The following is a 23,605-nucleotide window of genomic DNA, read 5'->3' as shown; positions in this document are numbered from 1 at the left end:
AAATGATGAATACCAAATATTTAGAAATACCAAACCTCGGCATTCCAGATGACACAGCGATTGCGTCGATTTAGAGGTAGTGTATTGCCCTCTAGGTCAAAGATTCGAATCACTTCATTGTTGCTATCCCGCTGACAATTGAGCTCCGCTGCTTTGCCTTCACCTTGCATGACATGGACACGATGAGTTTGCATGGTCATTTCCTCCTTTTGAGGAGGATTGTAGTGATTCTTACTGAAATAAACAGAGCTAAACGCCACAGCTTGACGCAATTCTTCAACCTCGACCCTCTGATGTTTATTTTCTCAGCACTGTAAGCTTTGGCATGCGTTTTCCTCAATCAACCTTGCTCACGTTAGAAGACGTAACCCTTATTGGCTTTACCTTGGGTCAGCTTAAAACGTCTAGGTCGTATAACCACCTCTTCAATGTTTTCACCGACCATACTGAGTTTATGTTGGATCATATCCTCTATGCTCAACCCCTCAACCTGCCTCAACAATAAAGATACAGGGTCGATTAAACGGTCTTGCCATGCATGCATGGAATCTATTTCCAGTGGATAACCATAGCCTGATGAACTCTGCTGCCACAGCTGATTCAGTAGCACAATCAAATGTTCATGACCGGCTTGATTCATCAGTTTGGTATTAAAGGCCAAACTGTATACCGCCACGTTTTGCTGTTGTTGAGCATCTCGAAAGATAGAGCGATATGAATAAATACAACCATATTGCTCGAAAATACGCTGCAAGCCTTTTTCGAAGCTTTTGATGTGCATCGCCATTTCAAGAATGGAGATTTGTGAGACCACTTCAGGATGATATCGGCAGAAGAAGTGCACTGGAATTGGCTCATGCACAAACTGCGTCACTCGATGATAGCGCTCAATCTCCTTTTCTTGTTGCTTGGCTTCGATCTCATCACGTTGCTTCAATTGTTCACGAATATTGACACTCGTAAACTGCTTTTCGAGTTTTTGCATCAGAATTATGATGAATTGATCAAATGTGGATTCTGATGGCTTAGGCAAATACTGGATCTTCATTTCCAGCAAGCTCTGCTGATAACACACCATAAAACAACTCAGCCAGATATCAAATTCAAACTGACTCTGGTAAATACATACGCTTTGAAACTGAGGTACCAATAGTGAGAGACGTTGGAGCCAGAATGCTGGATCGAATTGGGCTTTATCAGTGCGTACCGCCTGATAATACTGATGTATGGTCTGTTGCAATTCAACTGCGACAACGTGTTCGATGTGCTGGTAATTCATGTGGGGTACTCCATGAAGATAATTGTTCATAGAAGTACCAACGCCATATTTTTTTACTTCCTTCGATGACTACAGGCAAACAACTCCATACCTTTGGGCTTACACCTTAGGTATTGATCCTTGCCGCTGTCTGTCCCATTTTTGGCAAGGTAGTTTGCAGCAAAGTACAAACTCTCAATACATTCAGTATCACCGCGATGGATCACGTGTTCACTGATATTCGGTCGTCCATAACTGGTTTCCTCCTGATAATCACTTAAGTATCCCTTTTCTTCTGTTATCCGTCTCCAAAGTGCATCCGCGATAGTTTCAAAGCGATATACGTTCCGGTGATACTTACCATCCAGAATAATGAGATAGTGCACATGATAATGCCCTGTCATTTTCCCTTGCTCTGCTAAACGCGCAAAGAACAGAATCTCAACATCTTGTTTACCCTCCTCTGCAAAATTGCAGGTCTTACGAATCTGACGACTGAATTCATCCAAGTGCTGTCGAAACTCTACGCTACTGACCTCATCCTTAAACTTATCGTAGTAATACAGGTCGAAGCGGAATGGTAAGATTCTAGAGTACTGAGACAACAGCGTATCTATTTGGCTTTTAAGTACTGCTTGTCTTTGCTTCACTTGATAGGCTGTGTCTGCCGCTTGACGCTTATATGACTTGGAATTGAGTTCATAAGCAAACTGCACCAGAATATGCGGGAGATGACCATACAGATTCTTGTCTAATGCACGAATACGCTCCTCATCGGTATACCCGTTAAAATGCGCATGGAAACAATTGGAGAACAACTGGATACGCGGACAGTACTCTCGATCAGGTAAGTTGAGTAACCAGTGCCACATTCGATAGTTATTGCCAATCTCAATCTGTTGATCCCCTACCCATCTATACAGCCTGTCACGTAATCCAATGGGTTGTTTCCAATCGATGCGAGCCTTTTCCAATTTACGCTCAAAGCACGCAAGTATGAAATCGAATACTTTTGAATCTAGTGCTTCTGATCTATTCTCAACTGACATGTGTTACTTCCTATGATCATTAAAATCATAGGAAGCAGTTCTGTATATTTTTTTACGTTGGTTACTTGATCAGATCTTACTTATAGCCAATATCGGTATCGTATCTATATCCTGCTATTGGATAACAATGACTAAGTTACTGTATATCTATGTAGTACTAACATGAGTAGATAGTGATATATCTCTATTAGTTATATATTCTATTGTTTATATATAATAAATAAATACACCAACCCAATTTCAGAAAATGAGAAAATTCCTAGGCACGTCCCCTGTAGAAAAAGAACAATTTTGTGTTTTTGTACAGAATTTTTAGCTGAGAGAATTATCCTGTTTCAAAAGAACCATGTTACTCAAACCTGATCAATAGTCCTCACAGGCTTGATGCATTAATCCGTACTTCTGAAGTTCAGTCAACGTAGGAGAAATGGGCTGGACTTGGGAGGCGACTACCTCCAGACACCCACCAGCAAACTCATCAAAACGATAATCAAATTGCTTCAATTTCGTAAAGAAATACTCATTTTGCGTCAGTTCACACTGCGGGACAAAAAAAACCGTATATTGTCGATTTTCAAACGCTCGAGGAAGAATTCTAAATTGAGTGATATGATCGGAAGTACCGCGTGACAAAGGACTCTCAGCCTGCTGATTTTCAACCAAATTTTTCAACATTTTTTGGAAGAAGTAAATTTGATTCGCTGCAATCAACTTAATTAATTCACCTAAAAAAATCCTAAGTTGAATAGCTTCATATGCCCGTCGCATCTGATAATTAGGATTAACTTGAGGACTCTCATCTTTTTCATCATTTATTGAGTTGGAAGGGTCCGTCACCCAACTTTCACTAAAACCTTCTCTCATACGATGCTTATTTGTCTCATGCTCTAAGTAAGCCGAATCTGAAATTTCATAGCTACTAATTAAATTTTTAGGAATAACTTGAGCAAGGATCACATCGTTGATTGACACTAGATTTCCTTGCTCAAGCAATTTATACAATCCGAATTGATGACTATATATTTTGCTCCCCCACTGTTCCAACATACTTTGTAATATACCCAAGCGGTGATAGAAACCATTTAGCTTTGGATGAGTTCGCACTCCTATAGGTGCTACAAAAATATTTTCTTCATCCAATACGCTAAAACTGGCACGAAGCTTATTTTTAGGGAAAAAACTTTTTAGATGTAAGTAATGCTCAATCACTTCAATTAAATAAGGATCCCGCCACTTCCGTTGCACAGTATTGAAAATTTCATCCAACTTATAATTTGTCGGCTCCATCAAACATAGGGGATTATTTCTTAAGTAAAAACCATTGGAACGTAATAGTTTGGAATATAAATCTAACAATAGTTCCTGTTTGGGTAATCCATTTTCTAAAGGTCTCTCTTTTTCAATCAAGCTAAATACTGAGGCAATTTTTTGAATCTCAAAAACATGCTGCTGTGGGTACTCGAGAATCAAAAAACTCCCGTACAGTGCACTCTCACCCCATAAAGAATGCGACAAATTAAGAGCATAAATAGGTGCTGTTGTATTGATAAAACCGACATGAATCCCACCCTCCGCATGACTACGAATAAACCCCAGCTTTTTTAACTGATGTAACGCTCGATAAATGGCTTGTTTACTCAACCCTGAAAATTGCCCAATTTCTGGTGTGCCACAGCTCATCACGATACCAAATGCATCACTTTCCATAAGTAACTTCAGCAGCACTAAACAACAACGGTAATCTAGATCCGAAGAATAATTAGGATCAACATTTTGCTGCCGACCAATTTTTACGTTCAGAATTACTGTAAAAATTTTCTTAATGAATTTTGACAAATCTGCAGTAGAAGCACTCTTCTTAGACTTTAGCTCATTCTTAATAAATGTATTATTTTTGTTTATTTTATACTTTCTGGGGACGCTCCGTACAAATTCAGGATGCAGTTTCACATGCCGAACACGGACTCTTTTACCTCCTTCAGGATAGCTAATTTCCAGCATTTTTTTCTCATCCAACTCTCCTAAGACCACTCTTAACTTTTTGTGTTGCACTCCGATAAGCTGCGCTAACTCTTCTAAATGATTAGAAACTTCACGTTCCCCAAATAGCAAAATGAATCGCAAAAATACCCAGACACCGTAACTTGATATTGATGCCTCGTCCAATCTCTTTAGGAGGAATAAGCACAAATTATAATATTTTGTCTCATTCAAATCAGTTCTGCCGTAATCCTTCATCCAATAGCTCTATATAAGCAATCTTTGAACAACTTAGCATGATAGGCATAAAATGATAATCTAAAATTAAAATTCATTTAATTAACGTTTATTTAATGTTTTTATAATATTTATTTAATGTTAAATTAATGAAATTGAATTCAAGAAAAGTGAGACCAGAAATGGCGAACAAAAAATTAACTTTACAGAAATGGGTAGATAAGGATGGAAAAATCAAAATTGACTTTATCCAGCATGAATATGACAAGGAAAATGAAAAAGGAGTTTTGTCCATTCCACAGGGTAGCACCCCTTACAATCTGATAGTTGATAGAATAAAAGTACGTTCTGTCGCCCCCCTATTAAACGCCAATATGACCATAGAAAATCAGCAGGTAACTTTAACGGTGACTAGCGAAAATTTTGAAAAATTAAAATCTAGGTATCGCACATTTAAGCTTGAAGAAAATAACAAACTTCAAGAATTAAAGAAAAAACAATTATGGTTTAGTAAAAAAAATCTGGAAAGAATTGACACTTTAATGAAACAACAAAAGCTGAAAAAAATTGAAGACTGCTTTATATACCTACTTGATTGCCATAAAGATGGCCAGAACCAACATAAAAAAGAAATCGCAAAAAAAGACCAAACAATACAGGAACTAAAACAGGAAATTTTTGCACTAAAAGACAACAACAAAAAAATAAGAGAACAATTTTCGTTTGAACAAAAAACAACAAGCCTGATAAAAGACTTCCTAATTCAACGCCTAGTCAAAGAAATTACTCAGCAAAAACAACTCCTCCAGTTTATTGGGGAAATTTCTCAAGAGGAAAAAGAGCAAATATACGAGACAGTTCCTGATGATATACAAGAAAAAATTAAGAAAAAGATCAACCAAGAGGTTGATCTATATATTCATGCTGAAAATATGAATAGCTATTATTTTTAATTTTTAGATGGCGCTCCCTTCCATATGTTAGATCGCAATAAACTACAAACATAAAGCTGGTCATGGCATGATTGTAGTGACCAGAATCTGTACCCCCTTACCTCAAGTTAGTGGTGATATTTGGATAATTTCTTTTATCAAATCAGAACGCCGCCGCAAATGATTAAGCAGGACTTCATCACAATACGCGGTATTAAAAGGCAATTTCTTTTGCTGAGGGAAATGTTTATCAGGGTTAACTAAAAACTGTTCCCATTTTTTATTTTCATTTTGCAATTCTCCAATCTGATTTAAAAAAGTTCGATCCTGAACTGTAATGAACGACCCAAGACTATCCTCCCCTCTAGTTTCATTCACCGTTCTAGTATCAATTAACTCCTCAATTCTTTTTTGATTTTCTGCAACCTTGTTTCGAACCCATTGTAGATCAAATTCCCTAAATTTTATTTGTAGTGTAGGTAAAATCAACTGCACTGCTTGCGAAGCATTTTTAAATTTTCCATTTCTTTGAACATAAGCTCTTAGCTCTGAATAGAATATTTCAAGTTTTTTATTTAACAGCAGTGCATATCTTTTACGCACATTCAAAATACCATTAATTCGACGCCTCAGACCTTGATTGTATACATAGATACTTCCTGATTCATCGAGAACCAAGTCAATGTATCTATTTAAGATTTCTGAATATCGTTCATTAATCTGCTGCTGCCTGTAATTATTGAGTCCAGCTATCTCAACACTAATTAGGTTAAGTAAATTCAGTAAATCCTGTACTGAATACATCCCATCCAACAGCGGCATGTGACTATATTCGACCATCAATTTAATCAGCAATTGTTGCTCTGAAGCTTCAAACTCAACTTTAAGGTCAGTCTCAGTCAAGGCCTTTTTTTCCTTTAAAAATGGTCCTGCCTGATCTATAAAACCATTGAGAATTTCATCGACAAGCTGATTAAATTCACGAACTGAGCAATTTTTCATATTTTAATCTAAGTAATATTTTTCAGAATCTTATGAAACTATTCTAGCAAATTATTTTTTCTAATTATTAAAATTATATAAAAACCAATGTCAAAAAAATAGGATGAAAGTATAGACGTGGTTGACCTTCAATTTAAGAGGCTTCCGATTTAAAAAAAATTTAGTATGGAGTATTCGACGACATGTGTTGCTTTCAAATTAATACGACAGAACTCCTGTTTATAAAATATCGCTCTATGACTGTTGAGCTTATGACAATAGTCAAAGAATATTATCCTCACTTAAGCAAAGCTGAAGCTTTAAGAAAAGCAAACAACCAAGAATTTCCATTTTCAGTATTTAAAATTGATCCAAGTAAACGTGCACCTTTTCTGGTACACGTAAAAGACTTTGCTACCGTTTTAGATGCTGAGTATTCGAAAGCAGCTCAAGACTTTGCTACGTTTCATCGATGAGGCGTAGCACCTCCTTCACCTGTAGAATATTTCTTCTCGCTTTTATCGACACATAGCGCTGTAAACTGCTCCAAGAATCATGTAGGCTAACTTTTTGAATCTCGGGTATAGTAAAACTCTCTTCTGCCAATCGAGTACAACCCTCATGCCTCAAGTCATGAAATCGCAAATCATCAATGCCTAACATTCGACATGCCTCTCTAAACTCCTTACCTAAACTTTTAGGATTCAAAGGGAGTAACAAATTTTCGTCATACCCAAGTTTCAGCATCCTTTCTCTCACATCTGGGTACATCAATCTTTGAATCATTTCTTTACAAGGGTCAATAACCTCAAATGTCTTATGATTTCCTTTAGAGCCATTTGGATTTTTTAGATCATGCACTTTCCATGTTGAATGATGTGGATCATAGTCTCGAAGAGAAAGCCTAGTTAGTTCGGCCTCGCGTCTACATGAAAATATGGCAAACCACATAACCAAATGCATTGGGTACTTTGACCCATATTTATTTAAATTCCATCGCTCGGCAAAATGCTTTGTCAATGCTATCAACTCAGCCCTCGAAGGTAACCGGTCTCTTTTTTGACTAGATGATATTTGGCGTGTTTTTCTCAACTGGGCCGTAGCTTTATCAAATCCATTTAAATCAATATCCATTTCCCACATCACAGCAGCATGTGCTAGTACGCCACGAATATGCAATAGCTCATGCTGTTGTGTACTGGTTGCAATAGGTTCTAAGTCAAGATTTGGGATACCCCCTTTTCTTAAAGCCACGTGTTCAGCCAAATGTACTGATTTTATTTTTGTGATAATATTGCGCGAAATTGGTAGCTTCTTAATTAAGAGCAGCGAATAGCGTTTCGTCCTTCCGTACTCGCTCCCGACTTCATCCAAATACTTATCTATGGCATCAGATAAAGTTAGATCTATAAGCTTTTCTTTGCCAAGTAGAATATCTGGATTTTCTTGTATTTCGACTTCTCTTTTATTAATCCAATTTACAGCTAACTTCTTTGAATGAAATGTTCTACTTTCAGAGTAAGCTGGAAAGCCCTTTCGCTTGATTCGAATCGCTGCACGAAAGTTAATACTTCCATCTGCACCTTTCCTTGCTGTAATTGACCCCATAATTTACACCATGAACTGTTTTTTTCATTATGGTGTAAAATTTGGTGTAAATGCAAACCGATTAACACATCTAAATATGGGTTTACGCAGATTCAAACAGGTTGCTAAACATAGATTAAAGGTATGATTTTTAATGACTATTCACAAAAACATTGAAAACACTCAATCTCCACGAATCAGTGTAGCACCGATGATGGATTGGACCACCAAGGACTATCGTTTTTTTGCGCGCTTATTTAACCCGAATGTGATCTTATATACTGAGATGGTGACCACAGGTGCCATTTTATTTGGCGATGCCAAACGTCACCTCGACTTTAACCATCAAGAACATCCTATTGTGCTACAACTGGGTGGCTCAAATCCGAAAGACCTTGCCACCTGTAGCAAAATGGCGCAGGACTGGGGCTACGATGAAATTAATTTAAATGTTGGCTGCCCAAGTGACCGCGTACAAAACAATAAAATTGGCGCATGTTTAATGGCAGAGCCTGACTTAGTCGCGGAATGTATTGCGGCAATGCGTAATGCCGTCGATATTCCCGTGACAGTGAAACACCGTATCGGGATTGATGACATGCATTCTTATGAAGAAATGCTGCATTTTGTCGACACCGTAGCGAAAACGGGCTGTAATAACTTTATTGTGCATGCCCGTATTGCCTTACTTCAGGGATTATCCCCTAAAGAAAACCGTGAAGTACCGCCACTACGCTATGAAGATGTCTATCGACTCAAACAAGACCGTCCAGAACTGCTGATTGAAATTAACGGCGGTATTAAAACCTTTGCTGAAACAGAGCAACATTTACAACATGTAGATGGGGTGATGATTGGTCGCGAAGCCTACCACAACCCATATTTACTGGCAGAACTCGGGCAACTGTGGCAACTAGATGCACCAGACCGTTTTGAAATTATGGAGCAAATGCTGCCTTATATTGCTCAGCGTATGGCTGAAGGTGCGCCACTATCAATTTTGACCCGTCATATTCTCGGTCTATTCCAAAACTTGCCAGGTGCACGAAAGTGGCGTCAGGCACTCAGTGGTGGCAATGCCAAAACTTTTGCCGATGTTGAAAGTGCCATTCAAAACATTAAAGAAGCCATGAAGCGTACCGAAGATTACCTGATTGAACATCAAGTACAACCTTAAATAGTACGACTCAAAAAAGCCCAATCTGAAATTGGGCTTTTTATTTTCTAACTTTGGCTTTTTCGACTTACATAACTGAACCCACTGTGGTCGACAAGGCTTTATTCTCAAACTCACACGAAGCTGGATCTGGCACATCGCCTTTACGCTGTGCAGCCTGATATTCCTTCTGCGCTTTTTCCAAATCTTTTAAAAACTGTTTTTGCGTATGTAACTGCGCCACAGTCATGGCTGCCATATTTTTACCTTCAATGATGTCACTTTGCCAATGTACATTACACACCAAGCGGCTTTCGGCAAAAGCTCGTCCACGTAAGAAAATATGATTGGCACGTTGCGGTGCTATTTCACTCATAATGAGTGCCCAACCCCAACCAATGGTCGAGTGCCCCGATGGATAAGAACCATCAGTGGATAATTTTTCCTTGTTTTCATCATAAGTGATGCCGTACTTTTCACGGTCTGCGGCAGAAATTTCACAGATGCCCTGACCATTACTCATAAAAGGTCGAGCACGTTGATACTTGTTTTTAGCCGCATAGGAAGATAGCCCCAAATCCACCAAAGAGGTCTCTAAGATTTTATAAATGGTCGGGGTCTTTTCTTTGCTTATGTCGACATTGGCGGAACAAGAAAAAGCTTTGGCTGCGCTGGGTAAATATAAATTGCTGTCATAGCCTGCCTGCACCCAGCGGTCAGAACCGTACAACATCAGGGCATTTTTATTGACGAATTCATCATTGGCTTTGGTCACAGAGCCTTCTGCTGGTGGTGGCGGTAAAATCAGTGCACTATCGACGGTCGACTCGGTTAAATAACCCTGATGTTTTGATCGTAATTCTTTTTCATAGCTACTGATTTCGGCATGTGTCACAGCGGTTGCCAAGGCCAATAGCATAAATCCCACGGGTCTTATCATTGTTATATCTACCTCTTTTCTCTGTTATTTCTATCATTCTTTATAATTTTGAATATGCAGACTCTTATAAGAATCAATTTTTAATCAACATAACATAATTCGGGGTACACGCGAGATATACCCCGTTGAACAGCACTATTTTATGTAAATTTTCCAGTGAACAAGCGCAATGAAAATTAACGTTTTGCTTGAATTGCTTCTAATTTCTTTAGTACTTCTGCCACGGCAATCATGGCAAAACTTGAGGTCACCACCACTGCCGAACCATAGCCACCACAGCGTAAACCTGCGCTCGGACACACATCGGCACTAGAAAATGGATTATCAATCGAATAGACGCAGGTAATCCCGAACTTTTCTTTCGGTTTCTTACAAATCCCTTTAGAACGTAGTTGTGCCCGTAACTTAGCCAACATCGGGTCTTGTTCAGTTTTGGATAAATCTGCGACTCGGATTTTCAGTGGATCAAGTTTACCGCCTGCACCACCCGACACAATTAACGGAATTTTATTAAAGCGGCAATGTAACATCAGTGCCAATTTGGCTTTGACATCATCAATACAGTCCAGAATTAAATCAGGTGTATTGCTCAACAGCTCTTTAACATTGTCTGGTGTTAAATAATCATCGATCAGGTTAATTTTAATTTTCGGATTGATGGAACGACAACGCTCTGCCATCACTTCAATTTTTTCACAGCCCAATGTCGAAGTCATCGCTGGGAGTTGACGGTTAATATTCGATGCAGCCACTACATCCATATCCACCAAAGTGAGTTCCCCCACACCAGTACGTGCTAAGGCTTCCACAGCCCAAGAACCCACACCGCCTATTCCAATCACCATGACATGGCTTTTTTCATACCCTTGAAATGCTGGTTCTCCATAAATTTTAGCTACGCCAGCAAAACGGCGTTCATATTCATCATCTTGGAGTAAATCAGTCATAGGGAGATCAAATCAGTAAACAGAATCGCGGCTATTTTATCAAATTCAATTTAAAAGTTGCGGATTAATATGCGGTCCATGCGCTTGGCAATTGGATTGCATCGGCTGTATTTACCTTCAGTACATAATTCTTACGTTGATTCATCGGTGACTGATCTGAGGATGGCGATAACGTGCGGATATAGTGATATTTCATGCGCCAGGTATTCGCTTGTAAATATTCAATATTCAGCACCAGTTTTTCTAAATCATGGCAATGTTCCCCAGACGCTGCATAATCCTGTTCCGAAAAACAGGCTCGAATCATCCTTGAGACAGAAAATGGAATATTCTGAAAAATCTGTTGGTATTTACCCTGAGGCTTGAGTTGTAAAAAGTCTGCCACTTCTTCAGTCATGCCGCCACCCGAATACATCTCATCCCAACGCTGAATCAGGGCAATGCTGTAATCTGTATCATTGATGGGAAATAACACCGGATACAAGTGTAAGGCATCAGCTCGAATAAAATTGCCATGTTGATCGAGTAAGTCTTCTTTTTCAGAAGGACCATCTACTGTCCAATGTGGTGTTTGACTCAGTGGTTGATAGGCTGAAAAATCCCAATCATTGCGTAATTGATAACTTTGTGGATTTTCCTCTAACTCGAATAGTTTTAATTTTTCAATCACATAATGACGTTTGGAATGGTTCGGTACTTGATAGAGTTGCCAAGTTGCATCAGGATGACAAGAAATCTTAAGCTGAGTACAAAGACTTTCACGCTGTGCCTGCGTGACTTTTTGTTGTTTTAGTAAAAGGGGTTGTGGTTTGGCATAGCCGAAAGCAGGAAAAGAAAATACACAGCCTGCCAATAATGCTTTCAACATAAAAATGATCTTAAAATTTAGTTTTATACAGGAATGATGCCAGAGCCTTAGATTAAAGACTCTGGCAGCTGATGAGTGAATAACGACGGATTCTAACTGGCAATTAAATGCCGCAATACATAATGCAGAATCCCACCTGCTTTGAAATATTCCACTTCATTCAAAGTATCAATACGGCACAGTACAGGGAATGAATCTCGTGAACCATCAGTACGTGTCACTTCCACTTCAAAGGTTTGGTGTGGAGATAAATTATCTGTCAATCCGAGAATGGAGAGACTTTCATGCCCTGTCAGATTTAGGCTTTGACGGTTCTGATCGGACATAAATTGCAACGGTAACACGCCCATTCCGACCAAATTGGAACGATGAATACGTTCAAAGCTTTCCGCAATCACTGCTTTGACGCCCAACAAATTGGTTCCTTTGGCTGCCCAGTCACGCGAAGACCCTGTGCCATATTCTTTACCCGCAATAATCACCAAAGGCACACCTTCTTGTTGATACAGCATCGCCGCATCATAAATCGCGAGTTTTTCTCCACTAGGAATATGCACGGTATTCCCGCCTTCTTCACCACCTAGCATCTCATTTTTAATCCGAATATTGGCAAAAGTACCGCGCATCATCACCTCATGATTACCACGACGTGAGCCATAGGAATTAAAGTCTTTTGGTTCTACGCCATGCTCTTGCAAATAACGTCCTGCAGGGCTGTCTTTTTTAATGTTGCCTGCTGGCGAAATATGGTCGGTGGTCACCGAATCTCCCAAGACCGCCAAAATACGGGCATGTTCAATATTGTGCAGTGATTTGAGCGGTTGCCCAATATCCGAGAAAAATGGTGGATGGCGAATATAGGTGGAATGCTCATCCCAAGCATAGGTCTGGCTTTGTGGAATTTGAATGGCTTTCCAGCTTGCATCCCCCTCAAATACCGCTGCATATTCTTTATGGAACATTTCGGTATTCACTTGTTGCAGGACTTCATCAATTTCTGCCTGACTCGGCCAGATATCTGCTAAATAAACCAATTCACCGTCGATACCATGTCCAATCGGTTGCGTGGTTAAATCGAGGCGAATATTCCCTGCAAGACCAAAGGCAATCACCAAGGGCGGTGAAGCCAGCCAATTGGTTTTGACTAGAGGATGAACACGACCTTCGAAGTTACGATTACCCGATAAGACCGAAGCTACATTCAAGTCATAACAACTAATCGCTTCCTCAATCGGTTCTGATAAAGGTCCCGAATTCCCAATACAAGTAGTACAACCATAACCCACCAAGTTATAACCCAGTTGATTTAGATAGGGGGTTAAGCCAGCTGCATCCAGATAGTCCGTCACCACTTTGGAGCCAGGTGCCAAGGAGCTTTTCACCCATGGTTTGCGCTGTAATCCCTTTTCAATCGCTTTTTTCGCCAGCAGCCCCGCTGCCATCATCACACTCGGATTTGAGGTATTGGTACACGAGGTAATCGCTGAAATCACCACATCACCATGCACCAATGGATATTGTTTACCATCAATCTCACAGAACGCACTTTCATGGGTAAGGTTCGATTTTTTTGCATCGATGGCAGTTCCACCACCACCTTCATTTTCAAGACGTGCCTTATCCTCTTTTTCGGGTTTTAAACTAAGTTCCATCAAAGCATCAAAAGTTTTAGGCACATCCTCTAGTAACACGCGATCTTGCGGACGTTTCGGACCCGCAACACTGGCAGCAACCGTCGACATATCCAAACTCAGGGTATCGGTGAAAACAGGCTCATCGCCTGCATTACGCCATAAGCCTTGTGCTTTACAGTACGCTTCGACCAAGGCAATACGCTCTTCCTCACGACCCGTTAACCGCATATAAGCTAAAGTCACATCATCAATCGGGAAAAAGCCACAGGTAGCACCATATTCGGGTGCCATATTGGCAATGGTGGCACGGTCCGCCAAAGGTAAATCTGCCAATCCATCTCCATAGAATTCAACAAACTTACCAACCACTCCTTTTTTTCGCAGCATTTGGGTGATGGTCAGTACCAAATCGGTTGCGGTTATGCCTTCTCGTAATTTACCGGTCAGTTTAAAGCCAACCACTTCTGGAATCAGCATGGAGATTGGCTGTCCTAGCATAGCCGCTTCAGCCTCAATCCCCCCCACACCCCAGCCCAACACGCCTAAACCATTAATCATGGTGGTGTGTGAGTCTGTACCGACCAAGGTATCAGGGAAAGCAAAAGTCTGACCATCCGACTCACCGAGCCAAACTGCTTGAGCCAAGTATTCCAGATTCACTTGATGGCAAATCCCAGTTCCAGGTGGCACCACACTAAAATTATTAAATGCAGATTGCCCCCAACGCAGGAATTGATAACGCTCGCCATTGCGCTGCATTTCAATTTCGACATTTTCGGAAAATGCCCGGCTACTGGCATAATGGTCAACCATCACCGAATGGTCAATGACTAAATCGACGGGAGATAAGGGATTAATCATATTCGGATCGCGTCCCGCTTGGGCGACTGCGGCACGCATGGCGGCTAAATCTACCACAGCAGGTACACCAGTAAAATCCTGCATCAAAACCCGCGCAGGTCGATACTGAATTTCCTGTTCAGAGCTACGCGTCTGCTGCCATTCGACAATTGCCGCAATATCCTCATGCTTGACTGTCACACCATCTTCAAAGCGCAATAAATTTTCCAACAGAACTTTCAGGGACTTGGGCAGTTTAGAAAAATCACCCAATTGTTGTGCGGCTTGAGCCAAACTAAAGATTTGATAGGTTTTAGAACCGACAGTGAATGTTTGTAAGGCATTAAAACTATTGATTTGACTATATTTTGCCATCGGTGGATCCTCCAGCCTGCATGTCTAAACTGATTAATTATTATTCTATTAATGTAGGCGAAATCAGACGCGCTAATGTTGTGGATTAGTAATTTTAGGAACCAAGATGTCGTGGTTTAGAGCCTTAAACACTGCTGGGTATTTTGCCAAAGTTGTTCCGCCAACTGTACTTCATCACACTGTAAACTTTGGGCTAAACCAGATAACACATAAGGTAAATTCACAGGCGTATTACGGGTTCGTTCTTGGCTTGAAACTTGACAACACAGCGGTGTCATATCGGGACAATCGGTTTCCAACACCAAATGTTCAGCCCCTATTTCCTGAACCACACGATGTAGCTTTTTCGCGTTCGGATTGGTAATTTGTCCAGTCACGCCAATTTTAAAACCTAGCTTGATCAGTGCCTTGGCTTCTTCCACGCCACCACTGAATGCATGTGCAATCCCACCGAATGGGAATTTCTGTTGTTTTAACAGGGCAATAGTTTCGGCATGTGCTTTACGAATATGCAATAAAACAGGTTTCTGATATTGCCGTGCCAGTTCTAATTGCTGCTGAAAATAATCCTGCTGCTTAGCAAATACAGCTGGCTGTTTATGCTGAGCCAAGAACGTATCTAAACCAATTTCTCCAACAGCGACACAATCTTGCTGCTGTAATAATTGCTCAAGTTGCTGCAAATGTTCAGGAAGATGTTGTTCTATATAAAATGGATGTAAGCCAGGGGCTAAATATGCCTGTGGTGCCTGAGTTAAGTGATTGAGAAACTGTTGAGTGTGCAGCAAATCCGCAAAGCGTGAAGCCACAAAACCAATTAAGACCAAAGCCTCCACGCCTGCCGCTTTGGCCTGATACGCCAACTGTTCCCGATCTGAATCAAAATCAGGAACATCAAAATGGGTATGCGTATCAAATAAACGTGGCAGCATGTGTCACCCGATTACTTGCTTGGCTCACTGGCAGCACTTGCCGCTGCTGTGGTGGCGAATTCAGGTAGATACTGTTTTTTCAGAATGGTTTGCAATTGCTCATAGGGAATGGTCAACCGTGGTAGTCCCACCACATACGGTCCAATATCATATTCACCATACTGCAAAATTAAGCCTTGCTGACTTAAATAATAATTATCGCTGAGTTTAAATTTCCAAGCTTGCTCATACTCAGAGACATCGTTGGCTAACTTAGCTTCAATCACCCAAGTTTTAAAGGCTTCATGTGCTTGGTTTTCCAAAGCTGCCAACTGATTTGGCGCCAGTACTTCATTCAACGGAACCAATTTTTTCTTTTCTAAATCAAAATTATAGTATTGCTGTGAAGATGAACCATGCGCACCGCCCAAATAGCTGCTGCTATTTAACACCACGGTCACTAACGGTCCTTTGGCATTCAGAATGGTCGGCTTGATCATCACACTAATTTTATGATTTGAACTCAGTGCTTTGATCTCTTGATCTAATTTTAAGAAGGCTTGAGTATAAGGCTGTAGTTGCTGTTCAAGCTGCTGCTTCACGGTTGCTGCCTGAGCCACGGCTTGCGATGCTGCCACTTCCGAAGCCTGAGCAGTCGATGCAGCCTCAGCATCGCTTAACTCAGGAGTAACTGCCAAAATCTGCTCGACCTGTTTCAGAATTTCAGCATCGATAAAAGCATCAATAAAAGGTTGATTACTGCTTAAACGCTCAATGGTCATTTCTGGACAGTTCTTATCATCACATTCAGGCAAATTCAGCTCTAGCTTTTCCGACTCGCCAATCAATTGACTTGCTTGCTCTTGTTCCAATGTCGATGAAGCCGCTGTTTCAGTCTGTTCCGATTCTACTTTTTTAGGCTGACAGGCACTGAGTAGCACTGCTACCGTAACTATACTAAGCGCACCAAGCATTTTATTTTTTGTCATTTGATTCAAACCCATTGTCATTTTTCAATCGACCAACAACCATGCTGCCTTCACACCCACTAAAACATATTGCGATAGATATCTGCTTTTACAACTTGCTGGGTTTGCGCCTTGGTCAGATAAATATCCAACTGCTCACCCTCTTCCACAATTTGCTGGCTACGGTAATGCAAGCCAATGCCTTCGCTATCAAAGAACCAATCTGCCTGTCCCCAATACAATTTTTTTGGTGCCTTTTGTCGTGCTTCTGGCGTTTGTCGCTTTAACCAATCCTGATAAGCTTTTTGTACCAGCTCATTCATATAAACTTGCTGCTTTGACTCGACAATGTCAAGTAGTGTTACGCCTTGCTGCTGCTTCCGATCAGCAACTGCGAAATAATAGCGCTCATTGACTTTTATATCTTCTTGTTTACTGTCGACGCCCACTTGCAACAGCAGATATTCATTACGCTGATAGGCAATACGGGTATACAACACCAATTGATAGGCAGGATTTTTCGAATACTTCGCCTGCCACTCATCTGACTTTTTCACATAAGCATTTACAGCTTGCTGCAAACTCATATCCTGCTTCAAACCAATTTGATCTTGAATCACCATGGCTTGGGTTTTCGCAATCCAACTGTTTAGCCACTGATCTTGGGTGACTAAAGTTTGAATATCGATATCAATACAGTTTTTGGTTTCACAAAAAGGTAAGGCAATTTTAGCGGGTTGCTGCTGAATGTGTAGATAAGGCAAGACTTCTGCTTGATCCTGTTTAAAGATAGAAGCTGACTTATTTTGCTGCTCATCTTGTGGCTGCTTCGAGGAATCACAAGCTGACACAGATAATCCCGCCAACACCAAAATAGCGATTTGAATAATGTTGTTGTTCTTCATTTCGACCACACGCTAGGCTGCCTCAAATGCAACGTCACCAATAAAAAAAGGAATACCATGTAAAAACAGCCTCCTGAAAGAGACTGTTTTGCTGGCTTTAGTGTTCGCGGGTATTGCGGAACACAATGTCAGGATAACGTTCCTGCATAAGCTGTAAGTTAACACGGCTAGGCGCAAGATAAGTTAAATGCCCACCACCATCGACTGACAATTGGTCGTGTGCTTTTTTCTTGAATTCATTGAATTTCTTCTCATCATCACACGATACCCAACGTACGGTATTGATGCTTACCGGCTCATACACGCAGTCGACTTTGTATTCTTCTTTCAGACGGTACGCGACCACTTCAAACTGAAGCACACCCACAGCCCCGACAATCAAGTCATTGCTGTTTTGTGGCATAAACACTTGGGTTGCGCCTTCTTCAGACAACTCTTTCAAGCCTTTTTGCAGCTGTTTTGACTTCAAAGGATCTTTCAAACGTACACGGCGGAACATTTCAGGGGCAAAGTGTGGAATCCCGGTAAATTGCAGTTTTTCACCCGAAGTAAAAGTATCACCAATTTGAATGGTGCCGTGGTTATGTAAACCAATAATATCGCCTGGCCATGCTTCTTCTAAATGCTGACGGTCACCCGCCAAGAAGGTCAAGGCATCGCTGATGCGGACATCTTTATCCAGACGCACATGCTTCATTTTCAAACCTTTTTCATATTTGCCTGAACAAATACGCATAAAGGCGATACGGTCACGGTGCTTCGGATCCATATTGGCTTGAATTTTAAATACAAAACCAGTGAAGCCTTCTTCAGTCGCTTCAACTTTACGATCTTGGGTTGGATGTGCTTTCGGTTCAGGTGCATAACTTCTAAATGCATCAAGAACATGATCTACACCAAAGTTACCCAGTGCGGTACCAAACAATACTGGTGTTTGACGACCCGCAAGAAATTCTTCACGGTCCAATGGCTCATTCGCCATTTGTACCAGTTCTAAAGACTCTTCAAAGGCAGCCCAAGCCAGCTCACCCACTTTTTCACGCAGGTCGGCATGGTCATAACCATCACGCACTTCAATATCGGTAATGGTTGAACCGAAACCTGCTTTATAAACATAGAATTTTTCTTCGATCAGGTTAAATACCCCGGCGAAGTCACGACCTGTGCCGAGTGGCCAAGTCAACGGAACACATTTAATTTTGAGGACGTTTTCAATTTCATCCAACAGCTCTAAAGGCTCACGGATTTCACGGTCCATTTTATTGACGAATGAAATGATCGGTGTGTCACGCATACGACAGACTTCCATCAATTTGATGGTTCGGTCCTCGACCCCTTTTGCACCGTCAATCACCATGAGTGCAGAGTCAACCGCTGTCAAAGTGCGGTAAGTATCTTCCGAGAAATCTTCGTGTCCTGGGGTGTCCAGAAGATTGATCATCTTATCTTTAAATGGAAACTGCATCACTGACGTGGTAATGGAAATACCACGTTCTTTTTCCATTTCCATCCAGTCCGAGGTTGCAGCACGGTCCGATTTACGGCTTTTTACCATACCCGCCACCTGAATGGCTTTACCCCATAACAGCAGTTTTTCTGTCATGGTGGTTTTACCCGCATCGGGGTGGGAAATAATCGCGAAGGTTCGGCGTGCCTGAACTTCTTTCAATAATTGATCTTTGAACATTGGGGAAATCTGCAATTTGTACACAGCGATGCTCGCGCAATTTAGGCGCTGCATCTCACTGTCAGGTGAGACAAAAAATAGGCTCAATTGTAGCGTAAGAATCGTTTTTCTTCTATGTATTTCATGCTGAATGGTTTTGCCTGAAATCAGACAAAACCTAGCAAATCATTTAAAGTGCTTCGCTATTGGATGCGGGATTGGATAATACAATCGAGTTTTCTTTTAATTTTTCCAGCACAATGGATGTGGTAATGTCATTGATCTGAAATTGATGGGATGAAATTTTGCTGATCAATTGCGACATTTCATCCAGATTTTTGACTGCTACTTTAAGCAGGAAATCTGACGTGCCTGTGAGCTTATAGGCATCACGAATACGCGGTTCATCCAGAATAAATTCCAAAAATTTTTCAAAACCATCATCATAATGATTACGAATACTGACTTCGATCATACCTGTAATTGGCGATGGATCTGCTTTCAACGCAATTTGCGCATAGTAACCCGTGATAATCTTTTTTTGTTCCAGCGTGGCACGACGGCGTGAACATTGTGACGCTGAAAGACCGATCAGCTCTGCCAGCTCCTGATTGGTCAAGCGACCATTTTGCTGTAATTGCTGAATAATTTTACGATCGTAATCGTCCAGTTCATCGCTCATCATCTATCCCAGAATATTGTTATCAAACTGCTGAAAATCGTATTTTTCGCTGCAAACTACTTTATAGAAACAGGGAGAGAAAAACAAATCCTATCTGGTTTGCCCAACTCGCCCTTAAAAACCACCATTAAGATGCGACGTAACGATCTTTACGATGGTTCATGGCAATAATCATATTCAACACTACCGCACCCATGATCGAAATCATTAGCAAATTGAAATCAACGAAGAATGCCGATGCAATCAGAATGCTGATATCCACAATCATCTGGAACTTACCCACAGAAATGCCATATTTCTCATTCATGAACATCGCCAATAAGTTAATTCCACCCATACTCGACTTATGACGGAACAAAATTAAAAAGCTGACACCCAAAATAATATTGGCAATCAATGAAGCATAGATAGGATTGATGTTTTCCAAACTAAAAAAGCTCGGATTGAGTTCAGAAAAAACTGAAACCAAACCAATGGCAGCCACGGTTTTGAGGACCAGTTGCAGCCCCATCTTTTTATATGCCAAATAGAAAAATGGAATATTGATACAGAAGAACAAGGTGCCAAAAGACACATTAAACACATAATGCAGTAACAGGGCTAAACCTGCTGTACCACCGGTCATAATGCCACCCTGCTGGATGATATTAATCGCAAAAGACAACAGGAAAGTCCCAATAAACAGTGCCACCCCATCTTCTACTTTAGAATGTGACATTGGGGCTGGGAGAGATGCCAAAACGGCAGGATTTGATAAAGGTTGGTTGTCCATAAGAAAATCCAAGACATACAATATGCAATTTTAATGCAAATTATGTACCAAAACAGAATAAATATGCATTATTCAGCTTTTTAAGATTTTTTATTTTATTAAATCCAGCTAGTTACCTACTTAGGTCGAAACATTTGTTTAAAAATGAGCTTCAAATCAGTACGTTTTAACTCAAGCCCAATAAGCACAATTCATGCATTAATCTATTTTATATGCACATAATGGTGCATTTAATAATTTTTTGCACAATATTGTTGCATTTTTTAGTGTTTATAGATTATACAATTGTTAGTAAGCTGCTTTCATAAGACTACGCATGAAGGTTTAGCTGTCATGAACTCGGATTGAACGAGATAATGCATCCACAGAGAATTGCAATAAATGAAATAAAAAAACAATCTAATCTATTGTTTTTATTTATTTTAACTTTTTCAAATGATCAACATCTCTATTCATACAGATAATCCTTCCATGACAGGATCTTTATACAATAAATAAAAATTACAAATAACATAATTAAATTATGTATTGCATAATTTAATTGAATTGAGTAAGCTGTTCTCAACATAAAGTCTGACTAAATGCACCTTTTTGATGCATTTTCAGTACAACCAAACCTGCGACATGTGAAAAGGAATATCACAACAAACTAAATCAGCACCGTAAAACCATCGTCAGTCATACAGTGCCTGAACCTGCGGTATACCTTGCTACAGTCGTATAACGTCACACAGGATGTGTAACAGACAATTGAACTCGGTCATGGATCCATGCACCTCAGTCAATATCTTTTAGCCGAGTACTGGCTGTTCTTCACATCAAAAAACACCCTGAACATTGGACTCGTCAATTCACGACAAGAGGGAAATAAGATGGATATTTTAGAAAACCCATTAGAATTATGCGGATTTGCATTTATTGAGTTTGTAGCCAAGGAAAATGAGCTCGATCCAATTTTTGAAACCATTGGTTTCAGCAAAGTCGCAAAGCATAAATCCAAAAATGCATACTTATGGCGTCAGGGAAATATCAATATTATTTTGAATTACCAACCTGAATCTTATGCGTCTTATTTCTTTAAAGAACATGGTCCTTCTGCCTGTGCCATGGGCTTTAAAACCCGTAATGCGGCTAAAGCCTTTAAAAAAGCCTTGGAATTGGGTGCGGAACCGATTTATAGCCAAGTCGGTCCAATGGAACTCAATATTCCAGCCATTAAAGGGATTGGCGGTATGCCGATTTTCCTGATCGACCGTGACATTTATGAAAATGATTTCGAGTTTATTGAAGGCATCGACCGACACCCTGTAGGCACAGGTTTAAATGAAATTGATCATTTAACCCATAATGTCTACAAAGGGCGCATGGAATACTGGGCAAATTTCTATGAAAAAATCTTCAATTTCCAAGAAATTCGCTACTTTGACATTAAAGGTGAATACACAGGACTGACCTCGAAGGCTTTGACTGCACCCGATGGTAAAATTCGTATTCCCTTGAATGAAGATTCAGACAAAGGCAATGGTCAGATTGCAGAGTTCTTGGCGGACTTTAATGGCGAAGGCATTCAACACATTGCCTTTATTACCGATGATTTGATTGGGACTTGGGACAAACTCAAAAGCCTCGGCATGCAGTTTATGACCCCACCACCGAATACCTATTATGAAATGCTACCAGAGCGTTTGCCAAATCATGGTGAGCCAACGGAAGAACTGCAACAACGCGGCATTTTGCTGGATGGTTCCACCCAAAACGGTGAGAAGAAACTGCTCCTGCAAATCTTCTCGCAAAATATGCTGGGACCAGTGTTCTTCGAATTTATTCAACGTAAAGCTGACGATGGCTTTGGTGAAGGAAATTTCAAGGCACTGTTTGAATCGATTGAACGCGATCAAATCCGTCGCGGCGTACTGCAAGTTTAAGCCGCTGGTTTAAACAGCAACACAAGTGAGCGAAGCAGGCGAACCCATTTAAGCATGCATCCTTCACAAAAAAGGCGACTGAATTCAGTCGCCTTTTTTAATAAGTAACACAAGCCATGTTAACGGGCTTGAATAAACTGATTCATGGCAGCCACTTCTTGCTGCAATAACTGTACTTTTTCACTGCCTGCGTGCAAAGGCAGAAAAGTTTCGCTATCAATCGCAACCACTGAGAACTCGATCTGACCTTGTGCATTAAAAACAGGTAAACCCACGGCATTAATACCCACCAGCAAATCCCCTTTAGCCAAAGCCATTTGTTCCGAGCGAATCTGCTGTTTTAACTGGGTAAATTCATCCCAATTGGCTGGTTTTAATGCCAGACCTAACGTTGCTGCTTTATCCCACTCTTCCTGCATTAACGGACGAATCACGGTTTCAGGTAAATAGGAGGCAAACACTCGTCCCGAAGCAGAATTCACCAAAGGCATTATCGAACCCACTTTGGTCACAATCGCAATCGGATGATTCGATTCAAGCGACTGCACCACCAACGGACCCCGCGGTGACCATTTGCTGATTTGAATGCTACAGCCAATCTTGGCTTGTAAGGCATAAATCATCGACTGCACTTGCTGCAAAGCATCGGTATGTTGAATGCAGTTGAGACCTAAGCGCCATGCCTGATCACCCAGTGCATATTGACCATCGTCCAATTGCTTGGCGTAATTCATGCGAATCAGGCTCACCAGATAGCGATGGACTTTGGCAGGATGCATCTCCAACTTGTGCGACAGATCTTTCAGAATAATCGGTTGATTATGCTCGAGCAGCGCATTTAACACCGCCAAACCGACTTCAAGCGATTGCACCCCACCCGATAACTTTTCTTCAACCATTGATGTGCTCTTTAAAGGTCATTTTCTCAATCATTTCTTTGCTTTTTGTGTGACGACACAAGGACAAATTGGTCCGTGACATCATGCCTGAGA

General features: G+C 40.7%; 21 protein-coding genes. 4 read left to right on the top strand and 17 right to left on the bottom strand.

What is annotated here, in order from left to right:
• Positions 1 to 20: 20 nt before the first annotated feature.
• From MKI85_RS10475 to MKI85_RS10460, 4 genes are all read right to left on the bottom strand, one after another.
• Positions 21 to 194, bottom strand: coding sequence for a hypothetical protein (locus MKI85_RS10475; RefSeq protein ID WP_241627569.1), 174 nt, complete (start codon positions 192 to 194; stop codon positions 21 to 23).
• Between the two features lie 161 nt (positions 195 to 355).
• Positions 356 to 1,279: a hypothetical protein gene (locus tag MKI85_RS10470; RefSeq protein WP_241627567.1), complete on the bottom strand. Its 924-nt coding sequence runs from the start codon at positions 1,277 to 1,279 to the stop codon at positions 356 to 358.
• A gap of 53 nt (positions 1,280 to 1,332) precedes the next feature.
• The gene (locus MKI85_RS10465; protein WP_241627565.1) at positions 1,333 to 2,307 is read right to left on the bottom strand and encodes a YagK/YfjJ domain-containing protein; all 975 of its coding nucleotides are present in this window, start codon (positions 2,305 to 2,307) and stop codon (positions 1,333 to 1,335) included.
• A 363-nt stretch (positions 2,308 to 2,670) separates the two neighbouring features.
• On the bottom strand, positions 2,671 to 4,545 hold the full coding sequence (locus tag MKI85_RS10460; RefSeq protein ID WP_241627563.1) for a helix-turn-helix domain-containing protein: 1,875 nt from the start codon (positions 4,543 to 4,545) through the stop codon (positions 2,671 to 2,673).
• Positions 4,546 to 4,706: 161 nt separating this feature from the next.
• Between MKI85_RS10460 and MKI85_RS10455 the strand changes: the two genes are divergently transcribed.
• Positions 4,707 to 5,477 carry a hypothetical protein gene (locus MKI85_RS10455; protein WP_241627560.1) on the top strand — a complete coding sequence of 257 codons (771 nt, stop codon included), beginning with the start codon at positions 4,707 to 4,709 and terminating at the stop codon, positions 5,475 to 5,477.
• 102 nt (positions 5,478 to 5,579) lie between these two features.
• On the opposite strand, the gene MKI85_RS10450 is transcribed toward MKI85_RS10455, so the two are convergent.
• On the bottom strand, positions 5,580 to 6,458 hold the full coding sequence (locus MKI85_RS10450; protein ID WP_241627559.1) for a hypothetical protein: 879 nt from the start codon (positions 6,456 to 6,458) through the stop codon (positions 5,580 to 5,582).
• A 182-nt stretch (positions 6,459 to 6,640) separates the two neighbouring features.
• Between MKI85_RS10450 and MKI85_RS10445 the strand changes: the two genes are divergently transcribed.
• On the top strand, positions 6,641 to 6,913 hold the full coding sequence (locus tag MKI85_RS10445) for a pyocin activator PrtN family protein (protein WP_241627558.1): 273 nt from the start codon (positions 6,641 to 6,643) through the stop codon (positions 6,911 to 6,913).
• On the opposite strand, the gene MKI85_RS10440 is transcribed toward MKI85_RS10445, so the two are convergent.
• Positions 6,897 to 8,045 (bottom strand): tyrosine-type recombinase/integrase, encoded by a 1,149-nt coding sequence (locus MKI85_RS10440; protein WP_241627556.1) that lies wholly within the window; start codon positions 8,043 to 8,045, stop codon positions 6,897 to 6,899. The two genes, MKI85_RS10445 and MKI85_RS10440, sit on opposite strands and share 17 nt — an antisense overlap.
• Before the next feature lie 133 nt (positions 8,046 to 8,178).
• On the opposite strand from MKI85_RS10440, the gene dusA reads away from it, so the two are divergent.
• Entirely contained in the window at positions 8,179 to 9,201 is a 1,023-nt protein-coding gene (gene dusA / locus MKI85_RS10435; protein WP_413351656.1) for a tRNA dihydrouridine(20/20a) synthase DusA, read from the top strand.
• A gap of 67 nt (positions 9,202 to 9,268) precedes the next feature.
• On the opposite strand, the gene MKI85_RS10430 is transcribed toward dusA, so the two are convergent.
• From MKI85_RS10430 to MKI85_RS10385, 10 genes are all read right to left on the bottom strand, one after another.
• Positions 9,269 to 10,120: an acid phosphatase gene (locus MKI85_RS10430; RefSeq protein ID WP_241627554.1), complete on the bottom strand. Its 852-nt coding sequence runs from the start codon at positions 10,118 to 10,120 to the stop codon at positions 9,269 to 9,271.
• Positions 10,121 to 10,296: 176 nt separating this feature from the next.
• Positions 10,297 to 11,067, bottom strand: a complete 771-nt coding sequence (locus tag MKI85_RS10425; RefSeq protein WP_241627552.1) for a tRNA threonylcarbamoyladenosine dehydratase — start codon at positions 11,065 to 11,067, stop codon at positions 10,297 to 10,299.
• A 64-nt stretch (positions 11,068 to 11,131) separates the two neighbouring features.
• A complete protein-coding gene (locus MKI85_RS10420; protein WP_241627550.1) occupies positions 11,132 to 11,935 on the bottom strand; it encodes a hypothetical protein in 804 nt (267 codons plus the stop codon).
• A 92-nt stretch (positions 11,936 to 12,027) separates the two neighbouring features.
• Entirely contained in the window at positions 12,028 to 14,784 is a 2,757-nt protein-coding gene (gene acnA / locus MKI85_RS10415; RefSeq protein ID WP_241627548.1) for an aconitate hydratase AcnA, read from the bottom strand.
• Positions 14,785 to 14,900: 116 nt separating this feature from the next.
• Complete coding sequence (locus tag MKI85_RS10410) at positions 14,901 to 15,716, bottom strand: TatD family hydrolase (RefSeq protein WP_241627546.1); 816 nt, start codon at positions 15,714 to 15,716, stop codon at positions 14,901 to 14,903.
• Positions 15,717 to 15,727: 11 nt separating this feature from the next.
• Positions 15,728 to 16,684, bottom strand: a complete 957-nt coding sequence (locus MKI85_RS10405) for an RsiV family protein (RefSeq protein ID WP_241627545.1) — start codon at positions 16,682 to 16,684, stop codon at positions 15,728 to 15,730.
• Positions 16,685 to 16,743: 59 nt separating this feature from the next.
• Positions 16,744 to 17,568, bottom strand: a complete 825-nt coding sequence (locus MKI85_RS10400) for a hypothetical protein (RefSeq protein ID WP_241627543.1) — start codon at positions 17,566 to 17,568, stop codon at positions 16,744 to 16,746.
• 97 nt (positions 17,569 to 17,665) lie between these two features.
• Positions 17,666 to 19,255 (bottom strand): peptide chain release factor 3, encoded by a 1,590-nt coding sequence (locus MKI85_RS10395; protein ID WP_241627540.1) that lies wholly within the window; start codon positions 19,253 to 19,255, stop codon positions 17,666 to 17,668.
• A gap of 169 nt (positions 19,256 to 19,424) precedes the next feature.
• Positions 19,425 to 19,916 (bottom strand): Lrp/AsnC family transcriptional regulator, encoded by a 492-nt coding sequence (locus MKI85_RS10390; protein ID WP_100242039.1) that lies wholly within the window; start codon positions 19,914 to 19,916, stop codon positions 19,425 to 19,427.
• Positions 19,917 to 20,043: 127 nt separating this feature from the next.
• Entirely contained in the window at positions 20,044 to 20,688 is a 645-nt protein-coding gene (locus MKI85_RS10385) for a YitT family protein (protein ID WP_241627538.1), read from the bottom strand.
• Between the two features lie 872 nt (positions 20,689 to 21,560).
• Between MKI85_RS10385 and hppD the strand changes: the two genes are divergently transcribed.
• Entirely contained in the window at positions 21,561 to 22,613 is a 1,053-nt protein-coding gene (hppD, locus tag MKI85_RS10380; protein ID WP_241627536.1) for a 4-hydroxyphenylpyruvate dioxygenase, read from the top strand.
• A 119-nt stretch (positions 22,614 to 22,732) separates the two neighbouring features.
• Here hppD and MKI85_RS10375 read toward each other — a convergent pair whose 3' ends face one another.
• Positions 22,733 to 23,512, bottom strand: a complete 780-nt coding sequence (locus MKI85_RS10375; protein WP_241627533.1) for an IclR family transcriptional regulator — start codon at positions 23,510 to 23,512, stop codon at positions 22,733 to 22,735.
• Between the last annotated feature and the right edge of the window lie 93 nt (positions 23,513 to 23,605).

The organism is Acinetobacter zhairuonensis (assembly GCF_022601715.1).
Lineage (GTDB): Bacteria > Pseudomonadota > Gammaproteobacteria > Pseudomonadales > Moraxellaceae > Acinetobacter.
This window is presented reverse-complemented; position numbering and strand designations above follow the sequence as displayed.